Source organism: uncultured Sunxiuqinia sp. (assembly GCF_947495665.1).
Lineage (GTDB): Bacteria > Bacteroidota > Bacteroidia > Bacteroidales > Prolixibacteraceae > Sunxiuqinia > Sunxiuqinia rutila.
This window is the reverse complement of record NZ_CANLZV010000005.1, coordinates 227,379-251,318: the sequence shown is the minus strand read 5'-3', so window position 1 is coordinate 251,318 and position 23,940 is coordinate 227,379. Positions and strand designations below refer to the sequence as shown.

General features: G+C 46.7%; 21 protein-coding genes. 11 read left to right on the top strand and 10 right to left on the bottom strand.

From position 1 onward, the window contains the following. The first annotated feature begins 190 nt into the window (after positions 1-190). Positions 191-1,084, top strand: a complete 894-nt coding sequence (locus tag Q1A18_RS08720) for a prephenate dehydrogenase (RefSeq protein ID WP_299578564.1) — start codon at positions 191-193, stop codon at positions 1,082-1,084. A gap of 1 nt (position 1,085) precedes the next feature. Continuing rightward, entirely contained in the window at positions 1,086-2,177 is a 1,092-nt protein-coding gene (locus tag Q1A18_RS08715) for a chorismate mutase (protein WP_299578563.1), read from the top strand. A 49-nt stretch (positions 2,178-2,226) separates the two neighbouring features. Here Q1A18_RS08715 and Q1A18_RS08710 read toward each other — a convergent pair whose 3' ends face one another. From Q1A18_RS08710 to Q1A18_RS08700, 3 genes are all read right to left on the bottom strand, one after another. Further along, positions 2,227-2,607 (bottom strand): ribonuclease P protein component, encoded by a 381-nt coding sequence (locus Q1A18_RS08710; RefSeq protein WP_299578562.1) that lies wholly within the window; start codon positions 2,605-2,607, stop codon positions 2,227-2,229. A 74-nt stretch (positions 2,608-2,681) separates the two neighbouring features. Further along, positions 2,682-3,431 (bottom strand): uroporphyrinogen-III synthase, encoded by a 750-nt coding sequence (locus Q1A18_RS08705; RefSeq protein WP_299578561.1) that lies wholly within the window; start codon positions 3,429-3,431, stop codon positions 2,682-2,684. Positions 3,432-3,447: 16 nt separating this feature from the next. Further along, on the bottom strand, positions 3,448-4,437 hold the full coding sequence (locus Q1A18_RS08700) for a DUF4271 domain-containing protein (protein ID WP_299578560.1): 990 nt from the start codon (positions 4,435-4,437) through the stop codon (positions 3,448-3,450). A 96-nt stretch (positions 4,438-4,533) separates the two neighbouring features. On the opposite strand from Q1A18_RS08700, the gene Q1A18_RS08695 reads away from it, so the two are divergent. The 8 genes from Q1A18_RS08695 (at position 4,534) to Q1A18_RS08660 (ending at position 12,733) form a co-directional block, all read left to right on the top strand. Then, on the top strand, positions 4,534-5,484 hold the full coding sequence (locus Q1A18_RS08695; RefSeq protein ID WP_299578559.1) for a tRNA-dihydrouridine synthase family protein: 951 nt from the start codon (positions 4,534-4,536) through the stop codon (positions 5,482-5,484). Positions 5,485-5,736: 252 nt separating this feature from the next. Beyond that, on the top strand, positions 5,737-7,068 hold the full coding sequence (locus Q1A18_RS08690; protein WP_299578558.1) for a TolC family protein: 1,332 nt from the start codon (positions 5,737-5,739) through the stop codon (positions 7,066-7,068). A gap of 14 nt (positions 7,069-7,082) precedes the next feature. After that, positions 7,083-8,174 (top strand): efflux RND transporter periplasmic adaptor subunit, encoded by a 1,092-nt coding sequence (locus Q1A18_RS08685; RefSeq protein WP_299578557.1) that lies wholly within the window; start codon positions 7,083-7,085, stop codon positions 8,172-8,174. Between the two features lie 9 nt (positions 8,175-8,183). Further along, the gene (locus Q1A18_RS08680) at positions 8,184-11,447 is read left to right on the top strand and encodes an efflux RND transporter permease subunit (RefSeq protein WP_299578556.1); all 3,264 of its coding nucleotides are present in this window, start codon (positions 8,184-8,186) and stop codon (positions 11,445-11,447) included. Continuing rightward, the gene (locus tag Q1A18_RS08675; protein ID WP_299578555.1) at positions 11,444-11,758 is read left to right on the top strand and encodes a hypothetical protein; all 315 of its coding nucleotides are present in this window, start codon (positions 11,444-11,446) and stop codon (positions 11,756-11,758) included. The genes Q1A18_RS08680 and Q1A18_RS08675 overlap by 4 nt, the downstream gene beginning before the upstream one ends. A gap of 18 nt (positions 11,759-11,776) precedes the next feature. Beyond that, complete coding sequence (locus Q1A18_RS08670) at positions 11,777-11,962, top strand: DUF2892 domain-containing protein (RefSeq protein ID WP_299578554.1); 186 nt, start codon at positions 11,777-11,779, stop codon at positions 11,960-11,962. A 163-nt stretch (positions 11,963-12,125) separates the two neighbouring features. Beyond that, positions 12,126-12,476, top strand: coding sequence for a hypothetical protein (locus Q1A18_RS08665; protein ID WP_299578553.1), 351 nt, complete (start codon positions 12,126-12,128; stop codon positions 12,474-12,476). A 116-nt stretch (positions 12,477-12,592) separates the two neighbouring features. Next, on the top strand, positions 12,593-12,733 hold the full coding sequence (locus Q1A18_RS08660) for a hypothetical protein (RefSeq protein ID WP_299578552.1): 141 nt from the start codon (positions 12,593-12,595) through the stop codon (positions 12,731-12,733). Between the two features lie 47 nt (positions 12,734-12,780). Here Q1A18_RS08660 and polA read toward each other — a convergent pair whose 3' ends face one another. The 3 genes from polA to Q1A18_RS08645 all read right to left on the bottom strand — a co-directional run bounded on the left by polA (position 12,781) and on the right by Q1A18_RS08645 (position 16,427). Further along, entirely contained in the window at positions 12,781-15,564 is a 2,784-nt protein-coding gene (gene polA, locus Q1A18_RS08655) for a DNA polymerase I (RefSeq protein WP_299578551.1), read from the bottom strand. Between the two features lie 11 nt (positions 15,565-15,575). Continuing rightward, on the bottom strand, positions 15,576-16,025 hold the full coding sequence (locus Q1A18_RS08650; protein WP_299578550.1) for a 6-carboxytetrahydropterin synthase: 450 nt from the start codon (positions 16,023-16,025) through the stop codon (positions 15,576-15,578). Positions 16,026-16,121: 96 nt separating this feature from the next. Continuing rightward, positions 16,122-16,427 carry a metalloregulator ArsR/SmtB family transcription factor gene (locus tag Q1A18_RS08645; protein WP_299578549.1) on the bottom strand — a complete coding sequence of 102 codons (306 nt, stop codon included), beginning with the start codon at positions 16,425-16,427 and terminating at the stop codon, positions 16,122-16,124. 207 nt (positions 16,428-16,634) lie between these two features. On the opposite strand from Q1A18_RS08645, the gene Q1A18_RS08640 reads away from it, so the two are divergent. Further along, positions 16,635-17,609 (top strand): polyprenyl synthetase family protein, encoded by a 975-nt coding sequence (locus Q1A18_RS08640; protein ID WP_299578548.1) that lies wholly within the window; start codon positions 16,635-16,637, stop codon positions 17,607-17,609. 123 nt (positions 17,610-17,732) lie between these two features. Here the strand turns inward: Q1A18_RS08640 and Q1A18_RS08635 are convergent, their stop codons facing one another. The 4 genes from Q1A18_RS08635 to Q1A18_RS08620 form a co-directional block, all read right to left on the bottom strand. After that, positions 17,733-18,878, bottom strand: a complete 1,146-nt coding sequence (locus Q1A18_RS08635) for a dipeptide epimerase (RefSeq protein ID WP_299578547.1) — start codon at positions 18,876-18,878, stop codon at positions 17,733-17,735. A 6-nt stretch (positions 18,879-18,884) separates the two neighbouring features. After that, complete coding sequence (locus Q1A18_RS08630) at positions 18,885-20,057, bottom strand: C40 family peptidase (RefSeq protein WP_299578546.1); 1,173 nt, start codon at positions 20,055-20,057, stop codon at positions 18,885-18,887. 114 nt (positions 20,058-20,171) lie between these two features. After that, complete coding sequence (locus Q1A18_RS08625; RefSeq protein WP_299578545.1) at positions 20,172-22,016, bottom strand: PQQ-binding-like beta-propeller repeat protein; 1,845 nt, start codon at positions 22,014-22,016, stop codon at positions 20,172-20,174. A 74-nt stretch (positions 22,017-22,090) separates the two neighbouring features. Beyond that, entirely contained in the window at positions 22,091-23,929 is a 1,839-nt protein-coding gene (locus Q1A18_RS08620) for a RagB/SusD family nutrient uptake outer membrane protein (RefSeq protein ID WP_299578544.1), read from the bottom strand. Positions 23,930-23,940: the final 11 nt, after the last annotated feature.

Below are 23,940 nucleotides of genomic sequence, written 5' to 3'. Positions count from 1 at the left end.
TTAAAAGAAATCTCTATCTTTGCTTTCAAATTCAAAGAGAAAAAAATGGTTTTTAGCAATACATTTTATTACTGGTCTTATTATTTCGGTTCTCAAAACGGGGTCGAACAGTAGTGTATTGCTTAAACTGAAGATATATTACTTGAAAGGTCCCGAGAAATCGGGACCTTTTTTTTTATACCAATTTAGCATGAATGTAACCGTTATCGGATTAGGATTAATTGGAGGATCAATAGCTAAAGATCTTCGTAAGAATGGGTTTGCTACAGCAATTACTGGAGTGGATGCCAATAGCGAACATGCCGGAAAAGCAAAAGAAATTGGCTTGGTTGATCAGGTTCTGCCTTTGGAAGAGGCCTTAAGTGCAGCCGACCTGGTGATTATCGCTATTCCGGTGGATAAAATCAAACTCCTGCTGCCCCAGGTACTCGATCTGATCTCCGACCGGACAACGGTTACCGATATGGGATCAACGAAAAAATCACTGACAGCGGTCGTGGAAAATCATCCGAAGCGAAGAAATTATGTGGCGGCTCACCCCATGTCAGGAACTGAAAACTCCGGGCCTGAAGCTGCATTGGAAGGCCTTTTCAGCAACAAAATCGCCATTATCTGCGATCATGAAAAAAGTGGGCCTCAGCACCTGGCCTTAATCGAAAAAATGTTTCAATCCATGGAAATGAATATTGCATACATGTCATCGGACGAACAGGATCATAGCACGGCTTTCATCTCGCACCTGCCACACGCCGCAGCCTATGCCCTGGCCAACGCCGTGCAAGACAAGGAAGACCGCTCGATTATTCTTGACCTGGCAAGTGGTGGATTTCGCTCCACAGTTCGCCTGGCCAAAAGCACGCCTTCCATGTGGGGGCCAATCTTTCAGCAAAACAAAGAGTATGTAGTCGACTCGCTCGAAGTCTACATAAAACACCTGATCGACTTTAAGGAAAGTATTGAACATGACGAAAAAAGAATGTACGAACTCATGAACAATGCCAACAATATTCGGTCTATACTTGGTGGAGAAAATCCATCATTGATCAAAAACGAAGAGAAGATTGTTAAATTTTACACGAAATAAGATGGGAATTGAATTAGACATCAGACCAATGAAAGATTGGTTACCACAGCTGGACAACCCGCTGTTAATTTCCGGGCCATGCAGCCTGGAAACTGAAGAACAAACACTTGAAACAGCACACCAGCTGGCCAAAGATAAACGGGTTTTTGTTTTCCGCGGCGGCGTATGGAAACCCCGAACACGTCCAGGAAGCTTTGAAGGCGTTGGCTCTATTGGTCTGAAGTGGCTGCAGCAAGTCAAGAAAGAAACCGGCTTGCCGGTAGGTACCGAGGTTGCAAATGCCCAGCACACCGAAGAAGCCCTGAATGCAGGATTGGACGTGCTGTGGATTGGAGCCCGATCAACCGCCAGCCCATTTGTGGTGCAGGAAATTGCCGATGTGGTTAAGGGGACCGATGCCGTAATCATGGTCAAAAACCCAGTTAATCCCGATGTCCAATTGTGGATGGGAGCTCTTGAGCGCTTAAATCAGGCAGGAATTAAAAACCTGGTCGGTATTCACCGTGGCTTTACCCCATTTCGCGAAACAAAGTACCGTAACTACCCCAACTGGAAAACCTTTATCGAGCTGAGACGCTTGCTACCCAACCTACCCGTAATTTGCGACCCCAGCCACATTGCCGGGAAACGCGAATACCTGCAGGAGGTTTCACAGAAAGCCTTTGACATGGGCATGGAAGGACTGATGATTGAATCGCACCGCGATCCAAGTTGCGCCTTAAGTGATAAGGAACAACAGATTACGCCGGCTGAACTGGGCAAACTGCTCGATAAATTGATTATTCGTCAGGCTTCGTCGGACAACAAACAATTTGAAAACCAACTGGAGTTGATGCGTAACCGGATTGATGCCCTCGATGCTGAACTCATGGAAGTTCTTTCATCGCGTATGGAGATTGCCCGTGAAATTGGTCGGTATAAGAAGGAAAACAACGTAACAGCACTTCAAATCAACCGTTGGACGGAGTTAATGAACAACCGCATCAATTTGGGTGAGAAACTCAACTTGAACCGGACTTTTGTACAGATTCTATTCCAGCTGATTCACGAAGACTCAGTTCGGATGCAGACAGAAATTATGGATAAAGATTAGCCAATGGCTACTTAAAATACGGAAGGGATTGCCACGGGCGATCCCTTTTTTATTGCAGTAAATCGCTCAGTTTTCTCAGGGCTCGTTGCATCCCTTTTTCAATGGACTGGTAGTCTTTCACTTCTTTGCAGGTATAAATAAACATGACAGCGACTTGCCTCCCTTCCGGAAGTGATTCGTAAAAAGCGGGTTTATTTAAGCGATAAGCTTCACGCATGCGCCTTTTCAACAGGTTGCGAACCACAGCCAGCTTAAAGTTTCGTTTCGAGACCGAAAAGCTGACTTCAGCCGGATGACTCCCGCTTAAAGGCATAGGTAGATACACCACTTTCAAAGGAAAGATATAAAACGACGATCCTTGTTCAAATAGCTTCCCAATCATTTTGGTGCTGCAAAGTCGTTCCTTTTTGGTGAGTTTGAAAGCGTGCATCCTAAAAACGAAAATACAATAAAAAAAGGGGAAGTTTATTCCCCTTTCTATTCAATTATTTGTTGAAAAAGTCTTTAGTTTCCCTTGTTGTGTTCCTTGATAAACTGCTCCAAAGCCATGGTCATTGAAGGTGCCTGAGAAGTTGGCGCCTGAATATCCAGTCGAAGACCGGCATCAGTAACTGCCTTTGCCGTTGTCGGGCCGAAGGAAGCAATCTTGGTGCTGTTTTGCTCAAAATCAGGAAAATTCTGAATTAGCGATTTAATGCCCGAAGGACTAAAGAAAACCAGGATATCATAGTTTACATCCTTCAAGTCAGATAAATCACTGCTGACGGTTTTGTAAAGAATCGCTTTGGTGTAATTATAGCCTGCTTTATCAAGCAGCAACGGAATTTCTTGTTTGTGAATGTGCGACAAAGGAACAAGAAATTTCTCATTCTTGTGCTTCTTCATCACTTCCACCAAGTCTTCAAAACGACCACCGCCGTAGAAGATTTTCCTTTTGCGGTAAACAATATACTTTTGCAGGTAGTAAGCAGTTGCTTCTGAAATGCAGAAGTACTTCATAGAGTCGGGAACAGTGACCCGGGTTTCCTGACAAATTCGGAAGAAATGATCAATGGCTGTACGACTTGTAAAAACAACAGCGGAGTGATCAAGAATCTGAATTCTCGTTTGTCTGAATTCTTTCCCGGAAACACCTTCTACCTGAATAAATGGCCTGAAGTCTACTTGTACGTTCGTCTTTTCAGCCAAGTCAAAATAAGGTGATTTTGTAGATTCAGGTTTTGGCTGCGAAACTAATATTTTCTTGATTTTCAAGCTATAAAACTTTAAATTATTTAATCCCGTTTTTAACCAATACCAAATTGCAGATAAAAATCAACGGTAAAATTTCAAGGGTACAAAGGTATAAAATCAAATAAAAAATAGAAAAATGTTTTGTAATTAATATTTTAGCGCCACGAAATAACAACAAGAAATAGAAGGCTGCACAAATAAATAGCCCTGTAAATACGGCCAGCCGCGGATTCTGTAAAGCACCAAAAGAAATCACCAAACTCACCGGAATTAAAAATAATCCCAAAATCCGGCTATAAAGATGCATATTATACAGAAATTCTGTTGTTTCCGAGCTGGTTTCACCCACAAATCCAGCGAACAAATAAGCCAATCGCTTGAGGATATAATAGCCAATAACTACGCCTAAAATGATCAGGTAAGTATTAAAACTACTTGAGGCAAGCGACAAGTTAAACTCATCAAAAAACTGGAAGATAAAAACACTAAAGATCAAGTAAAAAATCAGGTCCAACCGAAACGAGGCGTGGGTAACACTTACCGACCGATCGCGAAACAGCCGGCTGGAAGTGGAATAATTGATTACTGCATGGAATAGCTGGCTCAAGTACTTGTTAAAGAACAAACGAACGGTAGCCAGTAAGATAAGTGCCAGAATAAAAACCCCAATAACCCAATCAGGCTTTTCATTCATAAAAGACTTCTCAGGCAAAGATATCCAGGGTTTCGAAGGCTCTTCGGTAAAGGTTTCCACCTTTTGTGCACGAATCGGTTTGGCTAACTGAAGGTCTTCAGCAGCTTTGGCTCCCGAGCGAACTGTTGCCTTATTGGTTGTTGTTTGTGCCGATCCGGCCCCCTGAACTCCAGCCGTAACCGTACTATCTTGTTGATTGATCGAATCCAGTTTACGAATAGCAGCTGGCTGAATCAGTTTTACCGGCACCTGAACCGTTCCGGAAGACTCGGTTTCAACAGGACGATTCAGCTGTTGCAAAAGAGTGTCATTTTGAAGTGCTTGTTCTAACATTTCAGCCAAAGCTAAATTTTCATACAAAAATAGAAATTTCCGAGGTTAAATAAGCGAGCTGACTACCTTTGTAGCAAAATAGTTATTAACCAAACGATGTTATTAGACCATCATTTCTATTTAGCGCCATTACAGGGATTTACCGATTTTGTTTACCGACGCTGCCATCATCAGCTGATTGGTTCCATCGACGAATTTTACATTCCCTATTTGGCTATTGGTCCGGGTAAAAAAATAAGAAACAGCCAGTTGCGCGACTGCTTACCCGAAAATAACATCGACATGCCCGTGGTTCCGCAAATCCTCTGTGCCAATGCTGACGAACTGAAGCTGCTTGCCAGCGAACTCCAACAAATGGGCTATTCCAAGGTCAACCTAAACCTGGGCTGCCCCTACCCCATGGCCACCAAACGCGGTCGGGGAACTGCCCTGCTGGAAAATACTACAGCGCTTAAAGCGGTTTTGGATAATTTGTTTTCAGACTTTAATTTTCAGGTGTCCGTCAAGTTTCGATCGGGAATGACCGATGAGCAAACCATTCTGAACCAGTTTGAGCTTCTGCAAAACTACCCTTTCGAAAAGTTGATTTTCCACCCGCGAACAGCCAAACAGCTGTATAAAGGCCAAGCCAATCGCAAGCTTTTTGCCCAGCTGGTGGCTTTGTCCGACAAGCCGCTGGTATACAATGGCGATATTTCTTCCAAAGCAGATATAGACGAAATTCTTCAACTCGTTCCCAGCCAACGAACCTGGATGATTGGGCGGGGAATTTTAAGCGATCCCCTGTTGATCAACCAATTGAAAGGAGAAACAATAAGCGAGCAGGAAGCGCTACAACTCAAAATGCAATTTCACCAGCAGGTGTTGGACGCTTACCGGGCTTGGTTGCAGGATGACGGTCATGTATTGATGAAGATGAAACAATTCTGGAGTTACTTTGCCAATAGTTTTCCCAATCCGGCCAAAACCTATAAGCCGATTAAAAAGGCATCAAAACTCGATCGTTTTCTTGAAGTTTACCCCTCAATTTTTCAGAAATCAGTCTGATTTTAAGCGTCCAAAGGCGCATAACATAAATTTAACATTCGTACTCCCCAATTCTAATCAGCTTGTCTTCAAAAAAGACAACACACTCTCCTTCAACTACTTCAGCAGCACCCAAAAGTAGAATGGATCACTGAAAATGTTAAAATGATAGCTGAAAAAACAGGCTCAATAATTCACATATCTACATTTCTATATATTTATATGAAAAAATACTATATTTGTCCCATCAGAAATCGATAACGACTGAAAAGTATGAAAAAGAGATTACACCTTTATGTTTTGTTCCTAAGCCTTGGCCTGCCATTGATAAGCATGGCACAAACAAGGTCGCTTAGCTTAGATGAGGCGCTGGAACTGGCTAAAAATAACAACCTGGCCGCAAAAAGCGCCGAAGCCAGACAAAAAGCCGCGCAAGGAACCTACCGAATGACCAACGCTGTCTTTTTACCCGGTTTGTCCGTTAGTCATACCGGCGTAAAAACCAACGATCCGTTGTCGTCATTTGGGTTCAAACTGAAACAGGAGATCGTCAACCAAGCCGATTTTAATCCGGCAACATTGAACGATCCGGATGCTATTGAAAACTACAGTACAAAAATTGAGCTTCAGCAGCCCATCCTCAACGTGGATGGTTTGTACGCCCGCAAGGCTGCCAAAAACCAGTACGAAGCCATGACTTTGCAAAGCAAGCGGACGCATCAACAAATCCGTTACGAAGTCAAAAGAGCTTATTTTCAACTGGAACTGGCGCAATCAGCGGTAAAGGTATTGAAACAATCCGTTGCTGTAGCCGAAGAAGCCCTAAAGCTCACCAAAGACAACGAAGCACAAGGTTTTGTGAAACATGCTGATGTTTTGGAAGCGTCTGTTCGATATGAAGAACGCCGCAACCAACTCAATGAAGCCGAGAACCAGCAGCAAGCAGCCGCTGAGTATTTGGCTCACTTACTGGGCATGGATCTAGGAACCAACATTTTGCTTACCGACTCGATGACCCGCGAACCTGCGCTGTTTAGCTGGAATGTGGGTGCCGAACAACTGGAACAACGCTCTGACCTCAAAGCCATACAGAAACAAATTGAAGCAGGAGAAAACAAACTACGTTCCGAGAAAATGAAATTCATTCCACGCTTAAATGCCTTTGGTGCTTACGAATGGAATGACCGGGAAATTTTAGGCATGTCGGCCAACAATTACATGGTGGGTGCCAGCTTAACCTGGGACTTGTTCAGCGGCTATAAAAACATTGGAAGTGTTCAGCAAGCCAGCTCACAGCTCGACGAAGCCGAATACCAATACCAGGATTACCTGTCTCAAAGCCAAATGCAGCTGAACCAGGCCAAACGGAAGCTGGAGCTAAATTTCAAGCAAGTTCATTCCAGCAAACTGGCCAAGGAACAAGCAGCGGAGTCATTACGCATTCGCACCAACCGCTTTGAGCAAGGCCTGGAAAAAACAACCGATTTATTAATTGCCGAAGCACTGGCATCAAAGAAAAACCTGGACTACATCCAATCCATTTATAATTACAAACAAGCAGTTTTCGAAATGGAATTGCTGCTTGAAAAAGACATAAACGAATAAAAGCCATGACCACAATGAAAACAAATAAGATGAAAAAAGCCACGCTAATAGCAACCCTTGCCTTAGGAATTCTGGTTTCTGCTTGTGGCAATAAAGACCAAAAACAAACCACTTCGCCAACCAAAGTTGAAGCACAACTGGCCGTTGCTGCGTTAAAAGACTATCCCGTCGTTCACAGCTTCTCGGGCAAACTGGAGGCTGAAAAAATAGCCAACCTGAGTACCCGTATGATGGGACAGGTAAGCCGGATATATGTGAAGCCGGGGCAACAGGTAAAACAAGGCGATTTGTTGTTGCAAATCCGCAACCAGGACATTCTGGCTAAAAAAGCCCAGGTGGAAGCCAACATGGTAGAAGCCACAACCGCTTTTGAAAGTGCCGAAAAAGACCTGAAACGCTTTGAAGCCTTGTATGCAGCCAACAGTGCATCAGACAAGGAAATGGATGACATTCGTACCCACTACCGGATGGCCCAAGCGCGCCTGGAAGCTGTTCAGCAGATGAAAAAAGAAGTGGAAGAATCGCTTCGTTATGCGGCCATTCGTGCCCCTTACAGTGGGGTAATTACCGGAAAATATGTACAGGAAGGCGACATGGCCAATCCCGGAATGCCTTTGTTGAGCATCGAAAGCCCCTCGCAATGGAAAGTGATTGCCCGAATTCCGGAAGCCGACATTGCCCGCTTACAGCTCAATGACCCGGTCAAAGTACAGTTTAACGCGCTGAATAACCAGCAGCTGGATGGAGTCATTGCCGAAATCAATCCATCGTCGGCCAACACCGGTAACCAATTCGAAGCCAAAGTAATTATTAACAAACAAGCAGACCAAACCACCAACTTATACAGCGGCATGTACGCCACCGTATTTTACGAAAAAGGAACACAACCACAGATTTTGGTTCCTCAGTCGGCCTTGGTTACCAAAGGACAACTGGTTGGGCTGTATGCCGTGGGACAAACCGGTCAAGCCTTGCTTCGCTGGGTGAAAACCGGTACAAGCGTAGGGGATTCCATCGAAATCCTTTCAGGCCTGGCCGATGGCGAAACATATATTCAATCTTCAAACGGAAAACTGTTTGATGGTGCATTAGTGGTAACCCAATAAGAAAGAAACATGAAGACAGGATTTGCAGGCGGTATCGCCAAACAATTTATAAATTCAAAGCTGACTCCCCTATTGATGATTGCCTTTTTGGCCATTGGGATTTACAGCTCTTACCTTACCCCGCGGGAAGAGGAACCTCAAATTGATGTTCCCATTGCCGATATTTTCTTCCGCTACCCCGGGGCCAGCCCTCAAGAAATTGAATCACGGGTGATGCAACCACTTGAAAAAGTGGTGGCCAATATTCCCGGGGTTGAATACGTCTACTCTACTTCCATGCCCGGACAAGCGATGCTGATCGTTCAGTTTTATGTGGGTGAAGACGTGGAGCGCTCGTTGGTGAAAATGTACAACGAGATTATGAAACACATGGACCAAATGCCTAAAGGAACCAGCCTTCCCTTGGTGAAAACCCGTTCGATTGACGATGTTCCCGTGCTTGGTCTGACGTTCTGGAGTGAAAACTACGACGACTATGAACTGCGCCGCATTGCGCAGGAGGTTAACAATGAAATAGAACAAGTCAGTGATGTTTCGGAAACCAAAATTATTGGTGGACGGTCACGTCAGGTGCGTGTGGTACTGAACAACGAGCAGATGGCCGGTTTTCAGGTGGATGCATTGAGCATTGCCCAGAAAATTCAGCTAGCCAATACCCAGTTCAATGCCGGTTCGTTCAACAGCAACGATCAGGAGTACCTGGTGGAAGCCGGTGAATTTTTGAAAAATGCCGACGATGTGGCCAACCTGGTGGTTGGTATTCACAACGGAAGCCCGGTGTACCTGAAACAGGTCGCTGAAGTGCTGGATGGCCCGCAAGAACCTGTTCAATATGTGAATTTTGGCTTTGGCGATATCCATGAGAAAAAAGACGAATTCCAGGGTGAATATCCTGCCGTTACCATCTCCATTGCCAAGCGTCGTGGTGCGGATGCCATGAAAGTATCGGATGCCATTCTGGAAAAAATTGACCTGCTGGAAAAAAGCCTCATTCCCGAGGATGTGCAGGTGGATGTTACCCGAAACTATGGCGAAACCGCTTCGCACAAAGTAGCCGAGCTGTTGATGCACCTGTTAGGAGCCATTGTTGCAGTAACCTTTGTGGTTATGCTGGCCATGGGATGGCGAGGCGGTCTGGTGGTCTTTCTTTCGGTTCCCATCACCTTTGCCTTAACCATGTTCAGCTACTATTTCCTGGATTACACGCTGAACCGGATTACCTTGTTCGCGCTGGTGTTTGTTACCGGAATTGTGGTGGACGACTCCATCATTATTGCCGAAAATATGCACCGTCACTTTAAAATGAAGAAATTACCGTTCATCCAGGCGGCACTGCGTTCCATTGATGAGGTTGGTAACCCGACCATTTTGGCAACCTTTACCGTAATTGCGGCGGTACTGCCCATGGTATTTGTGTCCGGACTGATGGGACCTTACATGAGCCCGATGCCCATTGGCGCATCCATTGCCATGATATTCTCCCTGCTGGTAGCCCTGACGATTACACCGTACCTGGCTTATCGCTTGCTTCGCACGGATGACAAGGATGACCACGAGAAAAAAGCATTCCGTCTGGAAGACAGCATGATTTACAAGCTTTACGCCAAGACCATGAGACCCATGTTGGAGTCGCCATGGAAACGCTGGACCTTTATCATTGGTGTAACAGTGCTGCTGCTGGGTTCAACAACCTTGGTTTACTTTAAGATGGTGGCTGTAAAAATGCTTCCGTTCGACAACAAAAACGAGTTTCAGGTGATTATTGACATGCCCGAAGGAACTACACTGGAGCGTACGGCTGTGGTTGCCAAAGAGCTGGCAGCCTACATTGCCACGCAGGAAAATGTGGTGAACTACCAAACCTATGTGGGTACGGCTTCGCCCATGAACTTTAACGGTCTGGTTCGTCATTATGACCTGAGAAGCGGATCCAATGTAGCCGATATTCAGGTAAACCTGACCGACAAAGGTGAGCGGAAATTGCAAAGTCATGATATTGCCAAACTGATGCGTCCGGAACTGCACCGCCTGGCAGAGAAATACCAGGCCAATGTAAAGGTTGTGGAAGTTCCACCGGGTCCTCCCGTAATGTCAACCCTGGTTGCTGAAGTGTACGGTCCGGATTACGAAGGACAGATGGAAGTAGCCCGCCAGGTAAAGGATTTGTTTGGCCAAACAGCCGATGTTGTAGACATTGACTGGCACATGGAAGACGACCAGCACGAATACAAATTCAATGTATTGAAAGAAAAAGCGGCCCTGCTTGGCCTTTCAACGCAGCAAGTGGTCCACAGCCTTCAAATGGCTTTGGGTGGTCATGAGGTCGCTCAGCTTTACCAGGAAAAGGAACATGAGCAAATTGGCATTGTTCTTCGCTTTAAGGAGCAGGAACGCTCTGGCATCAACGACCTGAAAAAGGTAAATATCATGAGTCCGACCGGACAAATGGTCGCCTTGGGTGATGTGGTGGAAATTGAAGAAGGCTTACAGGACAAGAGCATTTACCGCAAAAATCAAAAGCGCGTGGTTTATGTAACGGCTGACATTGCCGGAAAACTGGAAAGCCCGGTGTATGGCATCCTGGACATGTCGGAAAATCTGGGTCAGATTCAGCTTCCCGAAGGGTACACGTTGAGTGAGGAATTCACAGAACAGCCCTTTGTTCAGGACGATTACAGTCTGAAATGGGATGGTGAATGGCAAATTACCTACGAAGTGTTCCGTGATTTGGGAACTGCTTTTGCCGTGGTCCTGCTTGTCATTTATTTGTTGATTATTGGTTGGTTCCAAAACTTTAAAGTGCCGTTTGTGATGATGATTTCCATCCCGTTGTCGCTGGTGGGTATCTTAATCGGTCACTGGTTGATGGGTGCTTTCTTTACGGCAACATCCATGATTGGTCTGATCGCACTAGCCGGGATTATGGTCCGAAATGCCATCCTGCTGATCGACTTTATAAACTTGAGGCTGGCCGATGGTGTACCGCTGAAAGAAGCTGTGATTGAAGCCGGAGCAGTACGGACAACGCCGATTTTGTTGACTGCAGGTACGGTAGTGATTGGTGCTGTGGTTATTTTGTTTGACCCTATTTTCCAGGGACTGGCGATTTCACTGATGGGTGGATCCATTGCTTCCACCTTCCTGACCCTGGTGATTGTGCCGCTGATCTATTACATGACCGAGCGTAAAAAATACCCGGTAGCCGAAACGCCCGTCGACAATGGCGACCAAGAGCAAAATCAATCCAATGAACCTTTAAATGAACTGTCATGATGAAATTTGTAATTATTCAATGTGTAAAAGCCTACCATCCGGAGCTGCAGCAAATTCTGAAAAGCATTAAAATTAACGCCTACAGCGAGATGGATGTCGAAGGTTTTATGGAACAGGCAGATGGCAACACCGATTTTTCCAATTGGTTTGCCGCCCAAAAAAATCCTTACAACTACATGGTTTCCTTTATGTTTTTGGCCGACGACAAAGCCAATCAACTGCTGGAACGGATTGATCAGTTCAACCAAAGCATTGAAGAAATGAGTCCGATAAACGCCTACATTGTTGGAGGTGTCGAGAAATTTGTTTAACCCTAAAAGTGAAACACAATGAGAGAACGAATTGTACGGGCCGTAGCCGGCTTGATGATCACAGTAAGTGTTCTGTTGGCGGTATTTGTCAGTGAGTACTGGCTGATTCTAACGGCATTTGTAGGTCTTAACCTGCTACAGTCATCCTTCACCAGGTTCTGTCCGCTGGAGCTTATTCTGGAAAAGAGTGGTGTCGAAAAATAAATGGGAAAAAGGATTGCAGCCAAAGTGTTGCAATCCTTTTTTTTTACTCCAACCATTCTTTCGTAGTTGAAATTTCTGTCCAAAAGCTAAGGAAGGTTAAATTTTTGATGCTCAAAGAACAACCAATAGAAAGCATGCCTATATTTGCACAAAATTTAGCAGGATGATTAAACAACTGATTCGATTGCTGTTTTTTGCTTTGGGTATCTACCTGTTGGCAGTTACCACTTCCGAACATCCCACCCCATCGGTGGCCCGCAATCATATCGCTTTTGTTGAACATCAGGCTGCTATTCAGTTACCGGGCATGCCGCCCTTGTTCCTGTTCAACCAGGAAAGTAGCAGCGGTCAGACGACTGCTGAAAACCTGAAACCCTTTGTTCGTTCCCTGTTTCCAACACAGCGCGTTCCCCGGGGATTCAGCTTTCGAAACACCATCCGTTTAACCTTCTTATTAATTGACTATGAGGCCCCTGTTCCGCTCTTTATTCGCGAACATGCCTTGCGGTGTTAGTCTTTCTTTTCCACATGTACACCCCTGCCTCCTGAGTGGTTATTCAACGTTCAGGAACAAGTAATCTGATCTCCTGAAGAGATCACCCTAAGTTTAATCGTTTAATACAAATTGACATGGAAAAGCAAAATAAAACACCCGAAGTAGAGAAAAAATCAAATAAGGATTTCATCTGGTTTGGAATCGGAATGGTGGGTCTTATTACCGCTCTGGTTCTACTAAAAGTCATCATGCAATACTTTGGCCTGATCGGCTAAAACAAAAACGAGACGATTGCTGCGGCGATCGTCTCGTTTGATTTTATCTAGTGCGCTTCCATCCAGTTTGAAGCGGCATCCATTTCAACTGTGAGTGGCAGCCCAATGTCAACAGCGTGCTCCATTTGCTCTTTTACAATCTTCTTCACTTGCTCCAGCTCGTCTTTCGGAACATCGAAGTTCAATTCATCATGCACCTGTAAGGTCATTTTAGCCTTCAGATTTTGCGCATTCAGCACTTTCCAGATGTTGATCATAGCCAGCTTGATGATATCGGCTGCTGAGCCCTGAATAGGCGCATTGATGGCGTTTCGTTCAGCCACACCACGCACCACGGCATTGGCCGACTCAATATCTTTCAGGTAGCGGCGGCGTCCGCGTATGGTTTCCACATACCCTTTATCACGGGCCAGCTGGATACTTTCATCCATAAATTCCTTCACCCTTGAGAAGTTCTCGAAGTAGCCGTCAATCAGCTCTTTGGCTTCACTACGCGAAATATTCAAGCGTTCAGACAAGCCAAAGGCAGAAATTCCGTAGATAATCCCAAAGTTGGCGGTCTTGGCTTTCCGGCGCATATCCGAAGTCACCTCCTCCAGCGGCACCTTGTAGATTTTGGCAGCCGTAGCCGCATGCACATCCTGCTGGTTCCGGAAAGCTTCCAGCAAATGCTCATCTTTACTGAGGGCGGCCATGATCCGCAATTCAATTTGCGAGTAGTCAGCCGACAAAAACAGGTGATTCTCATCCGAAGCCGTAAAAGCCCGACGAATTTCGCGGCCGTTTTCATCCCGGATCGGAATATTCTGAAGGTTGGGGTTGGTCGAACTCAGGCGTCCGGTAGCTGCAATGGCCTGGTTGTAGCTGGTATGCAGTCTGCCGGTTTTCGGATTGACCAGCAGCGGCAAAGCTTCTACATACGTCGAAAGCAGCTTTTTCAATCCTCTGAACTTCAAAATTTTTGGAACAATCGGGTGTTTATCCACCAGCTTACTCAACACCTCTTCGGAAGTTGAATATTGCTTGGTTTTGGTCTTTTTGGCTTTGCTCACAATGTTCAGTTTCTCAAACAAAATGGGCCCCAGCTGCTTGGGCGACGAAACATTAAATTCTTCGCCAGCCAGTTCAATAATTTCTTTTTCGAGCGCAATGATTTGCGTGCGCAATTGATCTGCAAACACATCCAGCTCTTTCGTATTCAGGCTTACTCCGGTCATTTCCATATCGGCCAAAACCGGAATAAGTGGCATTTCAATTTCTTCGAAAACCGAGCGAACACCCGTTTTATCCAAATCCGGATCGAGGGCCAGCTTCAGCTGCAAGGTCAGGTCAGCATCTTCGCAGGCATAGTCTTTCAGCTTGTCCACCGGTACCTGCCGCATGGTTTGCTGCTTCTTTCCTTTTTTGCCAATCAGGCTTTCGGTTTCCACCTTCTGGTAGCCCAGGTAAGTCTCGCACAGGTAGTCGAGGTTGTGTCGCAGTTCGGGCTGAATAAGGTAATGCGCAATCATGGTATCGTAAAGCGGACCGCGAACCTCTACCCCATAATGTTTCAGCATCAGGATATCGTACTTGATGTTTTGCCCGATTTTACGCACGTTTTCATCTTCAAAAACCAGGCGGAATTCTTCCACCACCTTTTGGGCTTCTTCGCGTTTGCGCGGCAACGTTACACAGTAGGCTTCCCCTTTTTTAAAGGCAAACGACAAGCACACCAACTCGGCCGTATGGGTGTCCAGCCCGGTGGTTTCCGTGTCGAAACAAAACTCTTCCTGCACTGATAGTTCGGCGCGGAGGCTGGCCCGTTGCATCGCATTTTCAACCAGGAAATACTGGTGCGACGTATTCTCAAGATTGTTTAAGTCTTTTCGCATAACCGGTTCGGTGCCTTGGCTTCCGCCAAACAAGGTTCCTTGTTCAAAACTGGCCTGAGCCGGCTTTTCGGGTACCCCCAGCTTTTGAGCCATCGTACGAAACTCCAGCTCGTTGTAGATATCGCGCAGCACCTCCAGGTTAGGAGCATCTTTGGTCAGTGACTTTTCATCAAAGTCAACCGGAACATCCAGCACAATGGTGGCCAGCTTACGCGACAGACGCACCTGCTCTTCATGGTTCTCCAGGTTTTCCTTCTGCTTCCCTTTCAGCTCGTTAATGTGCTCGTAAATGCCGTCGATGGAATGATAGGCCGAAATGAGTTTCATGGCCGTTTTCGGGCCAATACCAGGGCATCCGGGAATGTTATCGGCCGAGTCGCCCATCAGGCCCAGAATATCGATTACCTGCTCCGGTGTTTCAACCTCAAACTTCTCCTTCACTTGCTCCACACCCCACACTTCCACATCGTTACCGGCACGTCCGGGTTTATACATGAAAATATTGTCGGAAACCAGTTGCGCATAATCCTTGTCCGGAGTCATCATAAAAACCTGGTAACCGGCTTTTTCGCCTTTCTTGGCCAGGGTGCCAATCACATCGTCGGCTTCAAAACCTTCTTTTTCCAGAATCGGAATGTTATAGGCTTCAATAATCTTCCGAACCCAGGGAATGGCTTTGCGAATGTCTTCGGGCATCTCATCACGCGTGCCTTTATATTCATCAAACAGCTCGTGCCGGAAAGTGGGTGCATGCACATCGAAAACCACGGCAATGTGCGTGGGGTTTTCCTTGTTCAGCAACTGCTCCAGCGAGTTGACAAACCCCAGCATGGTAGAAGTGTTTAGCCCCTTCGAGTTGAAGCGCGGATTTTTGATGAACGCGAAATACGAGCGGTAAATCAACGCGTAGGCATCGAGTAGAAAAAGTCGGTTATTTTGTTCATTCTGTTCAGGCATGTTGCTATTTTTTAAGGGTTATCGGAAGCGAACCACTCGGCAAACGAGTTCTTGGTTTCATACAGCCGAACACTAAATAATTCAAGATGTTCAGGCAAAATATGCTTAAGCTTATCAGCAATAAAAATAACCATATTTTCCGTTGTTGGCTGAAAATTAACCAAGTGCTGCCGCCTATACAGCTCGCCCAGCTCGCTTAGCTTATTGTGGGCCGCCACATTGTTGAGCATGATGGAGTGATCCAGGGGCTCGACAATATGCTTTTCAACCAGCTTTTTCAACACACTAAAATCCATTACCATCCCGTCTTTTGGGTCGCCTGCCTTGTACAATGGTTCTCCCATAATGGTCACCTGCAGCTTATAAGAATGCCCGTGCAGGTTACTGCACAGCCCATCGTAATTGGTCAGGGCATGAGACATTTCAAACCCAAATTGCTTGCTTACTCTGATTTTTGTCATCGATAAATATTAATGCCGCGAAATTAAGAACTTCCAGTCAATAAACGAAAAAAGCCGGCTTTCCGCCGGCTTTTAAACTATCGTAGTTTTCATCCATTATTCTCCGCAAGTACAGCGTTCCAGGCAATCCACCACCTGGCTTAACACATCATGTTTCAGGTAGTAAAACGTGTTTTTACCTTCACGACGTGAACACAAAACACCTTTATCTTTCAAGATACCCAAATGATGGGAAGTCGTGGATTGTTCAATCCCCAAAAGCTCATGAATTTGCGTAACGGTCAATTTCTTGCCTCCTTCCAGGTGTTTCAATATGGCAATCCGCATGGGATGTGCAATTGCTTTTAGCATATTGGCGGCCATTTCCAACCGGTCGGGGTCTATTTCCTGAATCTTTATCATGTTGTTTTCTAATTACAAATGCAAATATATAAATATTTAATATTCAAGTGAAATAAAAGTTCCGGAATAGCCCCATTTTAGAAAGAATACAAATATCCCCCGGCCGGCCAGCCATGAACAAATCCAGTTGAAATTTGTGTTAGACGGAGACATTCAAGCAAAAACTTAATTAATTTACTATTTTTGAACCGTTCCAAAATCAAACAGATGACTTCTTTGGATATCATTAAAGCCCCCATACAAACTGAGTTGGAAGCCTTTGAAGATTACTTCAAGGCAACAATCCAAAGTGATATCCCCTTTTTATCACTCATCATCAATTACCTTTTGCGAAAGAAGGGCAAGCAAATGCGCCCGATGTTCGTTTTTCTGGCGGCTAAAATGAATGGTGACTTCAATGAATCCACCAACATGGCGGCCTCGTCCATTGAGCTTTTGCACACCGCTACCCTGGTACACGACGACGTGGTGGACGAATCGTATGAGCGACGCGGAAGCTTCTCTATCAATGCGTTGTGGAAGAACAAACTGGCCGTACTGGTGGGCGACTACATCCTGGCCAAAGGCATGTTGCTGAACATTGACAACAAAAAATACAACTTCCTGCATTTAATCAGCCGCTCAGTTAAAGACATGAGCGAAGGCGAGATTTTGCAGATGCGTAAAAGCCGCAAACTCGATATTGATTACGATACCTACTTCGAAATTATTGAAAAGAAAACCGCTTCGCTGATTGCCACCAGTATGGCTATTGGGGCGGCTTCTGTTACCGATGATGAGGCAGTGGTTGAAAAAATGTTCCGGATTGGAATTGACGCGGGAATTGCCTTCCAGATTAAGGATGATATTTTTGACTACCAGGCCAAAGGCTTGCTGGGCAAACCCACCGGAAACGACATCAAGGAGAAGAAGATTACCCTCCCCTTGCTTTATGTGCTGAGCAATTCGGACGAAAAGGAAAAACGCCGGATTTTGCACGAGGTGAAGCGTAAAAACAAGAACACGGCCAAGGTGCAGGAACTGGTTAAGCTGGTGGTGGAACGCGGCGGACTGGATTATGCCACCGAGCAAATGAATTACTACCGCGACCGCGCCATTACGGCCATCAACGAATTCCCCGAGTCGGACTCCCGCACCGCGCTGATCGAGCTGGTAAACTACGTAACTACCCGAAAAAAGTAGGCTCGCACAATTGGATTTTCGGATTGCTGGATGTTCGGATCTTTGGATTGAAGAACCAGGATTCAACGGATGACTTTCCCTATGCCTATGCCTATGCCCTAGCCTTTTTAATTCAAGCCCTCGTTACAAAGACGAATTCCTAAGTTTCACCCCAATGCCCGGCCAGTCATTCAAGACCACCTTCCCATCCACCACCTGAACGCCTACAAAGGGATCGTTGGCGATAAGAAGGTTGCCATCCAGGTCGGCCCAGTCTACCCGAGGCGACAATTGGGCCGCAGCAGATACGGCGCAGGAAGTTTCGGTCATGCAGCCCATCATCACTTTCAAATCGAGTGCTTTGGCCAGGTTAATCATTTTGTGGGCCTCGCGCATTCCCGTGCATTTCATCAGCTTGATGTTAATGCCGGCATACACCCCGTGCGCTTTTTGAACATCATCCAACCGCTGCAAAGCCTCATCGGCAATGGTTGGCAGCGGACTGTGCTGCGTTAGCCAGGCCATATCGTCCAGCGCCGTCTTGGGCATCGGCTGCTCAACAAAGACCACCCCTTTTTCCTTCAGCCAATAAATCATATCCAGGGCAGCTTGCCGGTCGTGCCAGCCTTGGTTCACATCCACACACAAGGGCACGTCCGTCACTTCGCGGATGGTTTCAATCATCGCCTTATCGTTGTCGCGCCCCAGCTTCACTTTCAGAATTTTATAGGGTGCCGCCTCCTTCACTTTTTGAAGAACCACCTCGCGGCTGTCAATCCCAATGGTGAAGGAAGTATTGGGTGTCAGCGCCGGATCGTACCCCCATATTTTATACCAGGGCCGCCCCATCAACTTCCCGAGCAGGTCGTGCAAGGCAATGTCCACCGAGGCTTTGGCGGCACAATTTCCGGCTGCTGCCTCATCCACATAGTCCAGTATCTTTTCCACCTGAAAAGGGTCCTTAAACTGCGCCAAATCGAGCGAGGCCAAAAAGCGGGCAGCTGTTTCATGACTTTCACCCAAATACGGGGGCATGGAGGCTTCGCCATAGCCTGTAACACCGTCATACTCCAGCTCGGTCAGCATTACCGGTGTGGTGGTGCGCGAACTCCCTGCCAGGGTAAACGCATGCTTCAGCGTCAACTCAAAAGGCTTAAAGCGCAATTGCAAGCCCCGGGCAACTGGTTGGTTCTTCGTTGGATTCATGGCCGCTGCTGTTTTAATTCCGGACAGCCCAAAAATGCTAGCCAATCCGGTGGTACGAATAAAATTCCGTCGGTTGTGTTTCATAATCGTTCAGTTATACCAGGGATGATCCCTGGCAAGGGTGATTTGCGTTGTTCCCAAGGCATTGAATACCCGGCATGCGGAAACCAGATCATCTTTTCGCGCCGCATCAAAACTGGCATGCTCCGGGTTCAGGCTATTGATTTTTACCCTTCCGGAAGCATGAATATAATGATCGTTCTCCAGGTACAAAGCGACATGGGTAATCCGCTCTTTACTGCCCCCAAAAAACAACAAATCGCCCGGCTCAAAACGCGTGGAATCCGTCAGAGGCAGAACTTGGCCATAGCGGGCTTGTTGCGAAGCATCGCGGGCCAGAATAAGGCCTTGCGACAAGTAGGCGGTCTTGATCAGTCCCGAGCAATCGACGCCTTTAGCGGAGGTGCCGCCCCATAGATAAGGCCGCCCCAACAGACTTTTGGCGGTAGCTATAACCGCCTCAACCTGCGGCTGATCAACGGCCCATTGTTCAAAAGTCATCCAGTCAGCTATTTTGACAAAGCCCTTGCGTCTATCGGGCAACTCAACCTGCCAATAGCCGTTTTGCTTGCCAAGGCCCTTCACCATACATCCCAGCGCCAAGTCAGACACCGGGTCGCTCAATTCATCCGCATCGCTATAAACCGTTCCGCTAATTTCAGTAAAAACGAGGCGGTTACTCTTATTCCAGGCCTTTAATTCCTTGTTTGTTAGTCGTTGTAAGCTGCTTCCCGTTATCCAGCCCACATACTGGTCAGGTGTTTGAATCAGGTACCAGCTACCCTTCCGGTCGAGCAAGGCAACCGGGGTGCCCATAATTGCCTGCGAAACCATTTCAGAAGCAAAAGAAGGTCGTTTCCGAATGGGGCTAACCGACAGGCTTGTTAACGCCCAGGTGTGCTCGCCCAATTCAGCAGCCGGAAGCTGCTTCAGCGAGTCAATCACCGAGAGTCCCAGCACTTCCAGACTGTCCAGAAGCGCCCGATGCGCCTCAACAACATTGGTTTTACCACGAAGGACCACCTGCCCCGCTTCCTGCCGGGCTTCTACCTCGAACACCGCCACCCGATGATCAGGCACAATGTGCTTGTCCACATTCAGCACTATCCGGTTAACCGGCTCCTTTAACGGCTCAACCATGCAACCTGATCCAATGCCCAGGCTGACAATCCAAAGAAAAACGAAACGCAGCTTCTTAGTCATTCCAAATTCTTAAGTTATTCTCAGACTCCCCTAAAGTTACACCCTCTGCTTTAAGAAAACAAAACCTTTGCAGCCCCAGCGGTGCATAAGGTACGTACTCGGTGTCAGCTTAGCCTAATCGTATTCTAAACAAGCGACCTTGCCGTCAAGCACCGAAACCAATACCCGGTTTTTTCCCACAGGCAGCACATGGTTAATCAAGGCATGCGACACTTTGTACTTCCAAAGCACCTGGTGGCTCGTTTTATCGATGGCGCAAACCACTCCTTCCGTAGTAGGCACAAACACCACATTTCCATCCTCCGTGATAGGTGAAGGGGCTATTTCGTAGCCCAAATCTGCCTGGCATTCCCAAGCCAGCTCCTGGGTATCAGCAGCCGTATAAAAAGCATTCACATTGCCTTCGTACATGTTTTTGATGTATACCCACTGGCCATCCTCCGAAATCCCAATAGACTCGCGACAACTGTATTCGCCCGAGTCCCAGATTTCCTCACCTGTTTCGGCATTCAGGGCAGTCATGCGGCGGTCGGGAGCCACAATAAAGATTTTATTGTTGGCTGCAACAGGCCATACAGCCGCCGGCGATAACATGCGATTAGTGTATTTCTCCCGCTTCCAGATCAGCTTCCCAGTCAGGGCATCCAAGGCATAGAAAGTGTTACCCCAGGAGCCAAAATAAACCCGGTTTTGATCAACCAGCGGACGGCACTCCACAAAGTTTCTCACTTGGTCAAACTGCCAGTTCAGTTCACCTGTCATCAGATCGATCGACCGAAAAACTCCTTCGGAAGAGCCAATAAAAACAGCCTTACCGTCAATGGCCGGAGAGGCCACAATTCCTTTGCCCGTAGGAAATACCCATTCCTGTTTCCCCGTTTTCAGGTTTAAACAGTAAATCTTCTGGTCGGTGGAAGCACACACAACCCGGTTTTGTGCAATGGCTGGAGTCGAATATACCTTACCTCCGGTAGAAAAGCTCCAGATAAGCTTCCCGTTTCGAATGTCACGCGCTACAATTTTACCGGATGTTGTGCCATACACGGCATAATTCTCTGATCGGCTAAGCCCCGTCCCTATGTCGCTGTCATCCTGAATTTCCCAACGGCTTTTCACCCTTGAGAATTGCTGATTAGACGTATAATCCGGCCGCGGGTAAGAAGTCGTATCTTGACTGAAATGATGATTTTGAAGAGGCACCCGACACCATACTGGATGCGTTTTGCCTCCCGGCGTACGTTCGGCATAAAACAGGGTATCGCGCGCAATGGTTGCGATATTATAGCCGCCGGTATCGCTTTTGGCGCGCAAATTCGAGCGGCTCATCACTCCCGGAATTCCTTCAAAATTGTACAATTTATTCTGATGCCCGTGCCCCAAAAGTGTTGCCTGAATATTGTGGGTTTTGAATTTATCGATTAAAATATGCCAATTGGAAAGCGATTCGTTGAGTGGGTAATGATTAATCGAAATAATGGGCTGATCCGGCCTGGCCATATTCGTCAAAACTGAATCCAGAAACACCACTTGCTCGCGCGGCACCAAACCGGGTGCCATGCGCATGTTTGGGCCACTGGCTGTACCGATAAACAAATATCCTCCTTGTTCAAAAGCAAACTCTTCGCAGCCAAACACCTCCACAAAGCTGTTGTTCCCACTTTCCGACCATTTCGAGTCGTGATTGCCCGGCACGATGTACCAGGGTTTAGTCAGCTTATCCAAAATACGCTTAGCCAGCTCCAGTTCGTCATCAGATCCAAACTCGGTAATATCACCGGATAGAATCACAAAATCAAGGCTATCCTGCCGGTTAATGTCGTCCACTGTTCGTTCCAGGTCTTCTGCAGCGTTGGTTCCTCCAATATGCGTATCCGTAATATGCGCAAAATGCAGTGCTTGCGCCCAGCTAAAAACCGTAGTCAGACAGAGCAGCAACAGAAAATAAATTCGCTTCATCATTTCAATTGGCTTTATCAAAAGAAAGACCCACCGGATGAAAAATCCAGTGAGTCTTTCAAAGTTCTTTTAATCGCTTATTCCCAACCCGGAGTTTGACTCAGGGTGTATCCTTTATCCATATACTCACTGATCTGGGCATTGCCCACAGGAGCCAGGTAAACCCGGTCAGTAAAAGGATCGCGGTCTGAAACATTCTCAGGAACATAGTAGCCAACAATCTCGGCCGCGTTGGAGCCATTGTAGGTTACAACAGTTCCATCAGCTGTTTCAACACGCAGAACACCTTCTTTTTCTTCAACCAGCCACTCAGGGAAATCGGTTTCAAAATCAATCCAAGGTCCACGAAGAATATCCGGATTATCGGCACCACTCATATAGTCGATCTTATTCCAGCGCTTAATATCCAGCAGGCGCGAATGCTCATAGACAAACTCCATGCGGCGTTCGCGGCGAATTTCCCAAATCAGTGCTGACACATCAGCATCTCTTGCCGGGTCATCAGGCAACTCGGCCAGAAGTAACGGAACAGTTTGCTGAATGCCCTTCTCAATGGCTACTGCGTCCAATGGACGACTGCGAATTGCATTAATCGACACATCCAAGTCGGCTTGAGTAACCGCTGCTCCTCCCATGGTTGCAAGCTCTGCCTTGGCTTCAATCCAGTTTAAAACCACTTCACCCAAACGCATCACCGGCGCATCATTGGTGTTGGTGTTTGATCCATACATCGAAGGATAAGTTGATCCATAATAAGTAACCCCTACCCGATCAATAAACTTGCAAGCATACAGCAAGGTGCTCGACTCTTTTTTTGGCGCATCCCAAAAAGTAGCTTCAAAACGGGGATCTCGAGTGGCTGCCAGATTTTGAATGCTGAGCTCATCGGCATTGGGAACTGCCGACAACTGATACGGCTTGCCATCGGTACAGATAAATGCTTTGGCCAAAGAAAGGTTAGGCGCATTATACTGTCCTTCTGTTAGGTTGGAATAGGATGCAACATGGTGAGTAATCCCAATTGAAGCATCGTAATGCCGGAACAGGATCACTTCTTTATTCCCGGCCAAATCCTGAGACCCAAACAAAGAACGGAAATCGCTTGTAAAAGAATACATACCGGAAGACATGACAAAGTCGGCAGCATCAGCAGCCAGTTCCAGGTATTTGCTTGCTTTTTCCGTATTGTTCAGGTGGTATTTCTGCCAGGTTCCTTCAAACAACATCAGGCGCGAAATGAAACTCGCCGCAATGTAACGGTTCAGGTATTGTGCATTACCGTCCGAAGTACGCATATTCTCCATCACATACACAAAATCATCATACACCTGATCCATCACAAAGGTCCGGTCGTCCCGGTCCTTATAAAGTGCGTCCAGGTTCGAATCATCAATCACTTCGCCATAGTACGGCACATCGCCAAACACGCTCACCAGGCGGCTGTATTCAAATCCCCGGAAGAAACGGGCCACAGCCGTCCAGTGCTGGAAAGTTTCTTCGCTCAGCTCAACTCCGGCTTCCTGCATCGCTGCAATGCGCTCCATGAATATATTGGCTTTGCGCACCCAGGCAAAGTTCCAGGTAGGCCCGGCGTAGCTATTCATCATCGATACTACCTCGTCATCATCAGCCCGGGAAGAAGGCGCCTGAGTTTCAAAGCTCCCCAGCTTGCCGGTGGATGAGAAATCATCTGAAAAATAGTAACCACGTAATGGCGCATAGGCACTTCCCCATCCCGAGTTGTACCCCACAAAATAGTTGGAGTAAAAGCCATTGGAGAATAATCGGAGGTTGTTCTCTGTTGTCCAGTAGGTATCATCGTTCATCTCGGTTAAGGAAGACCTATCCAGGAAATCATCACAGGCTCCCAGCACAAGTATAACCAAGGGTAAAATAAGTAATATCTGTTTTTTCATAACTGTTTCGT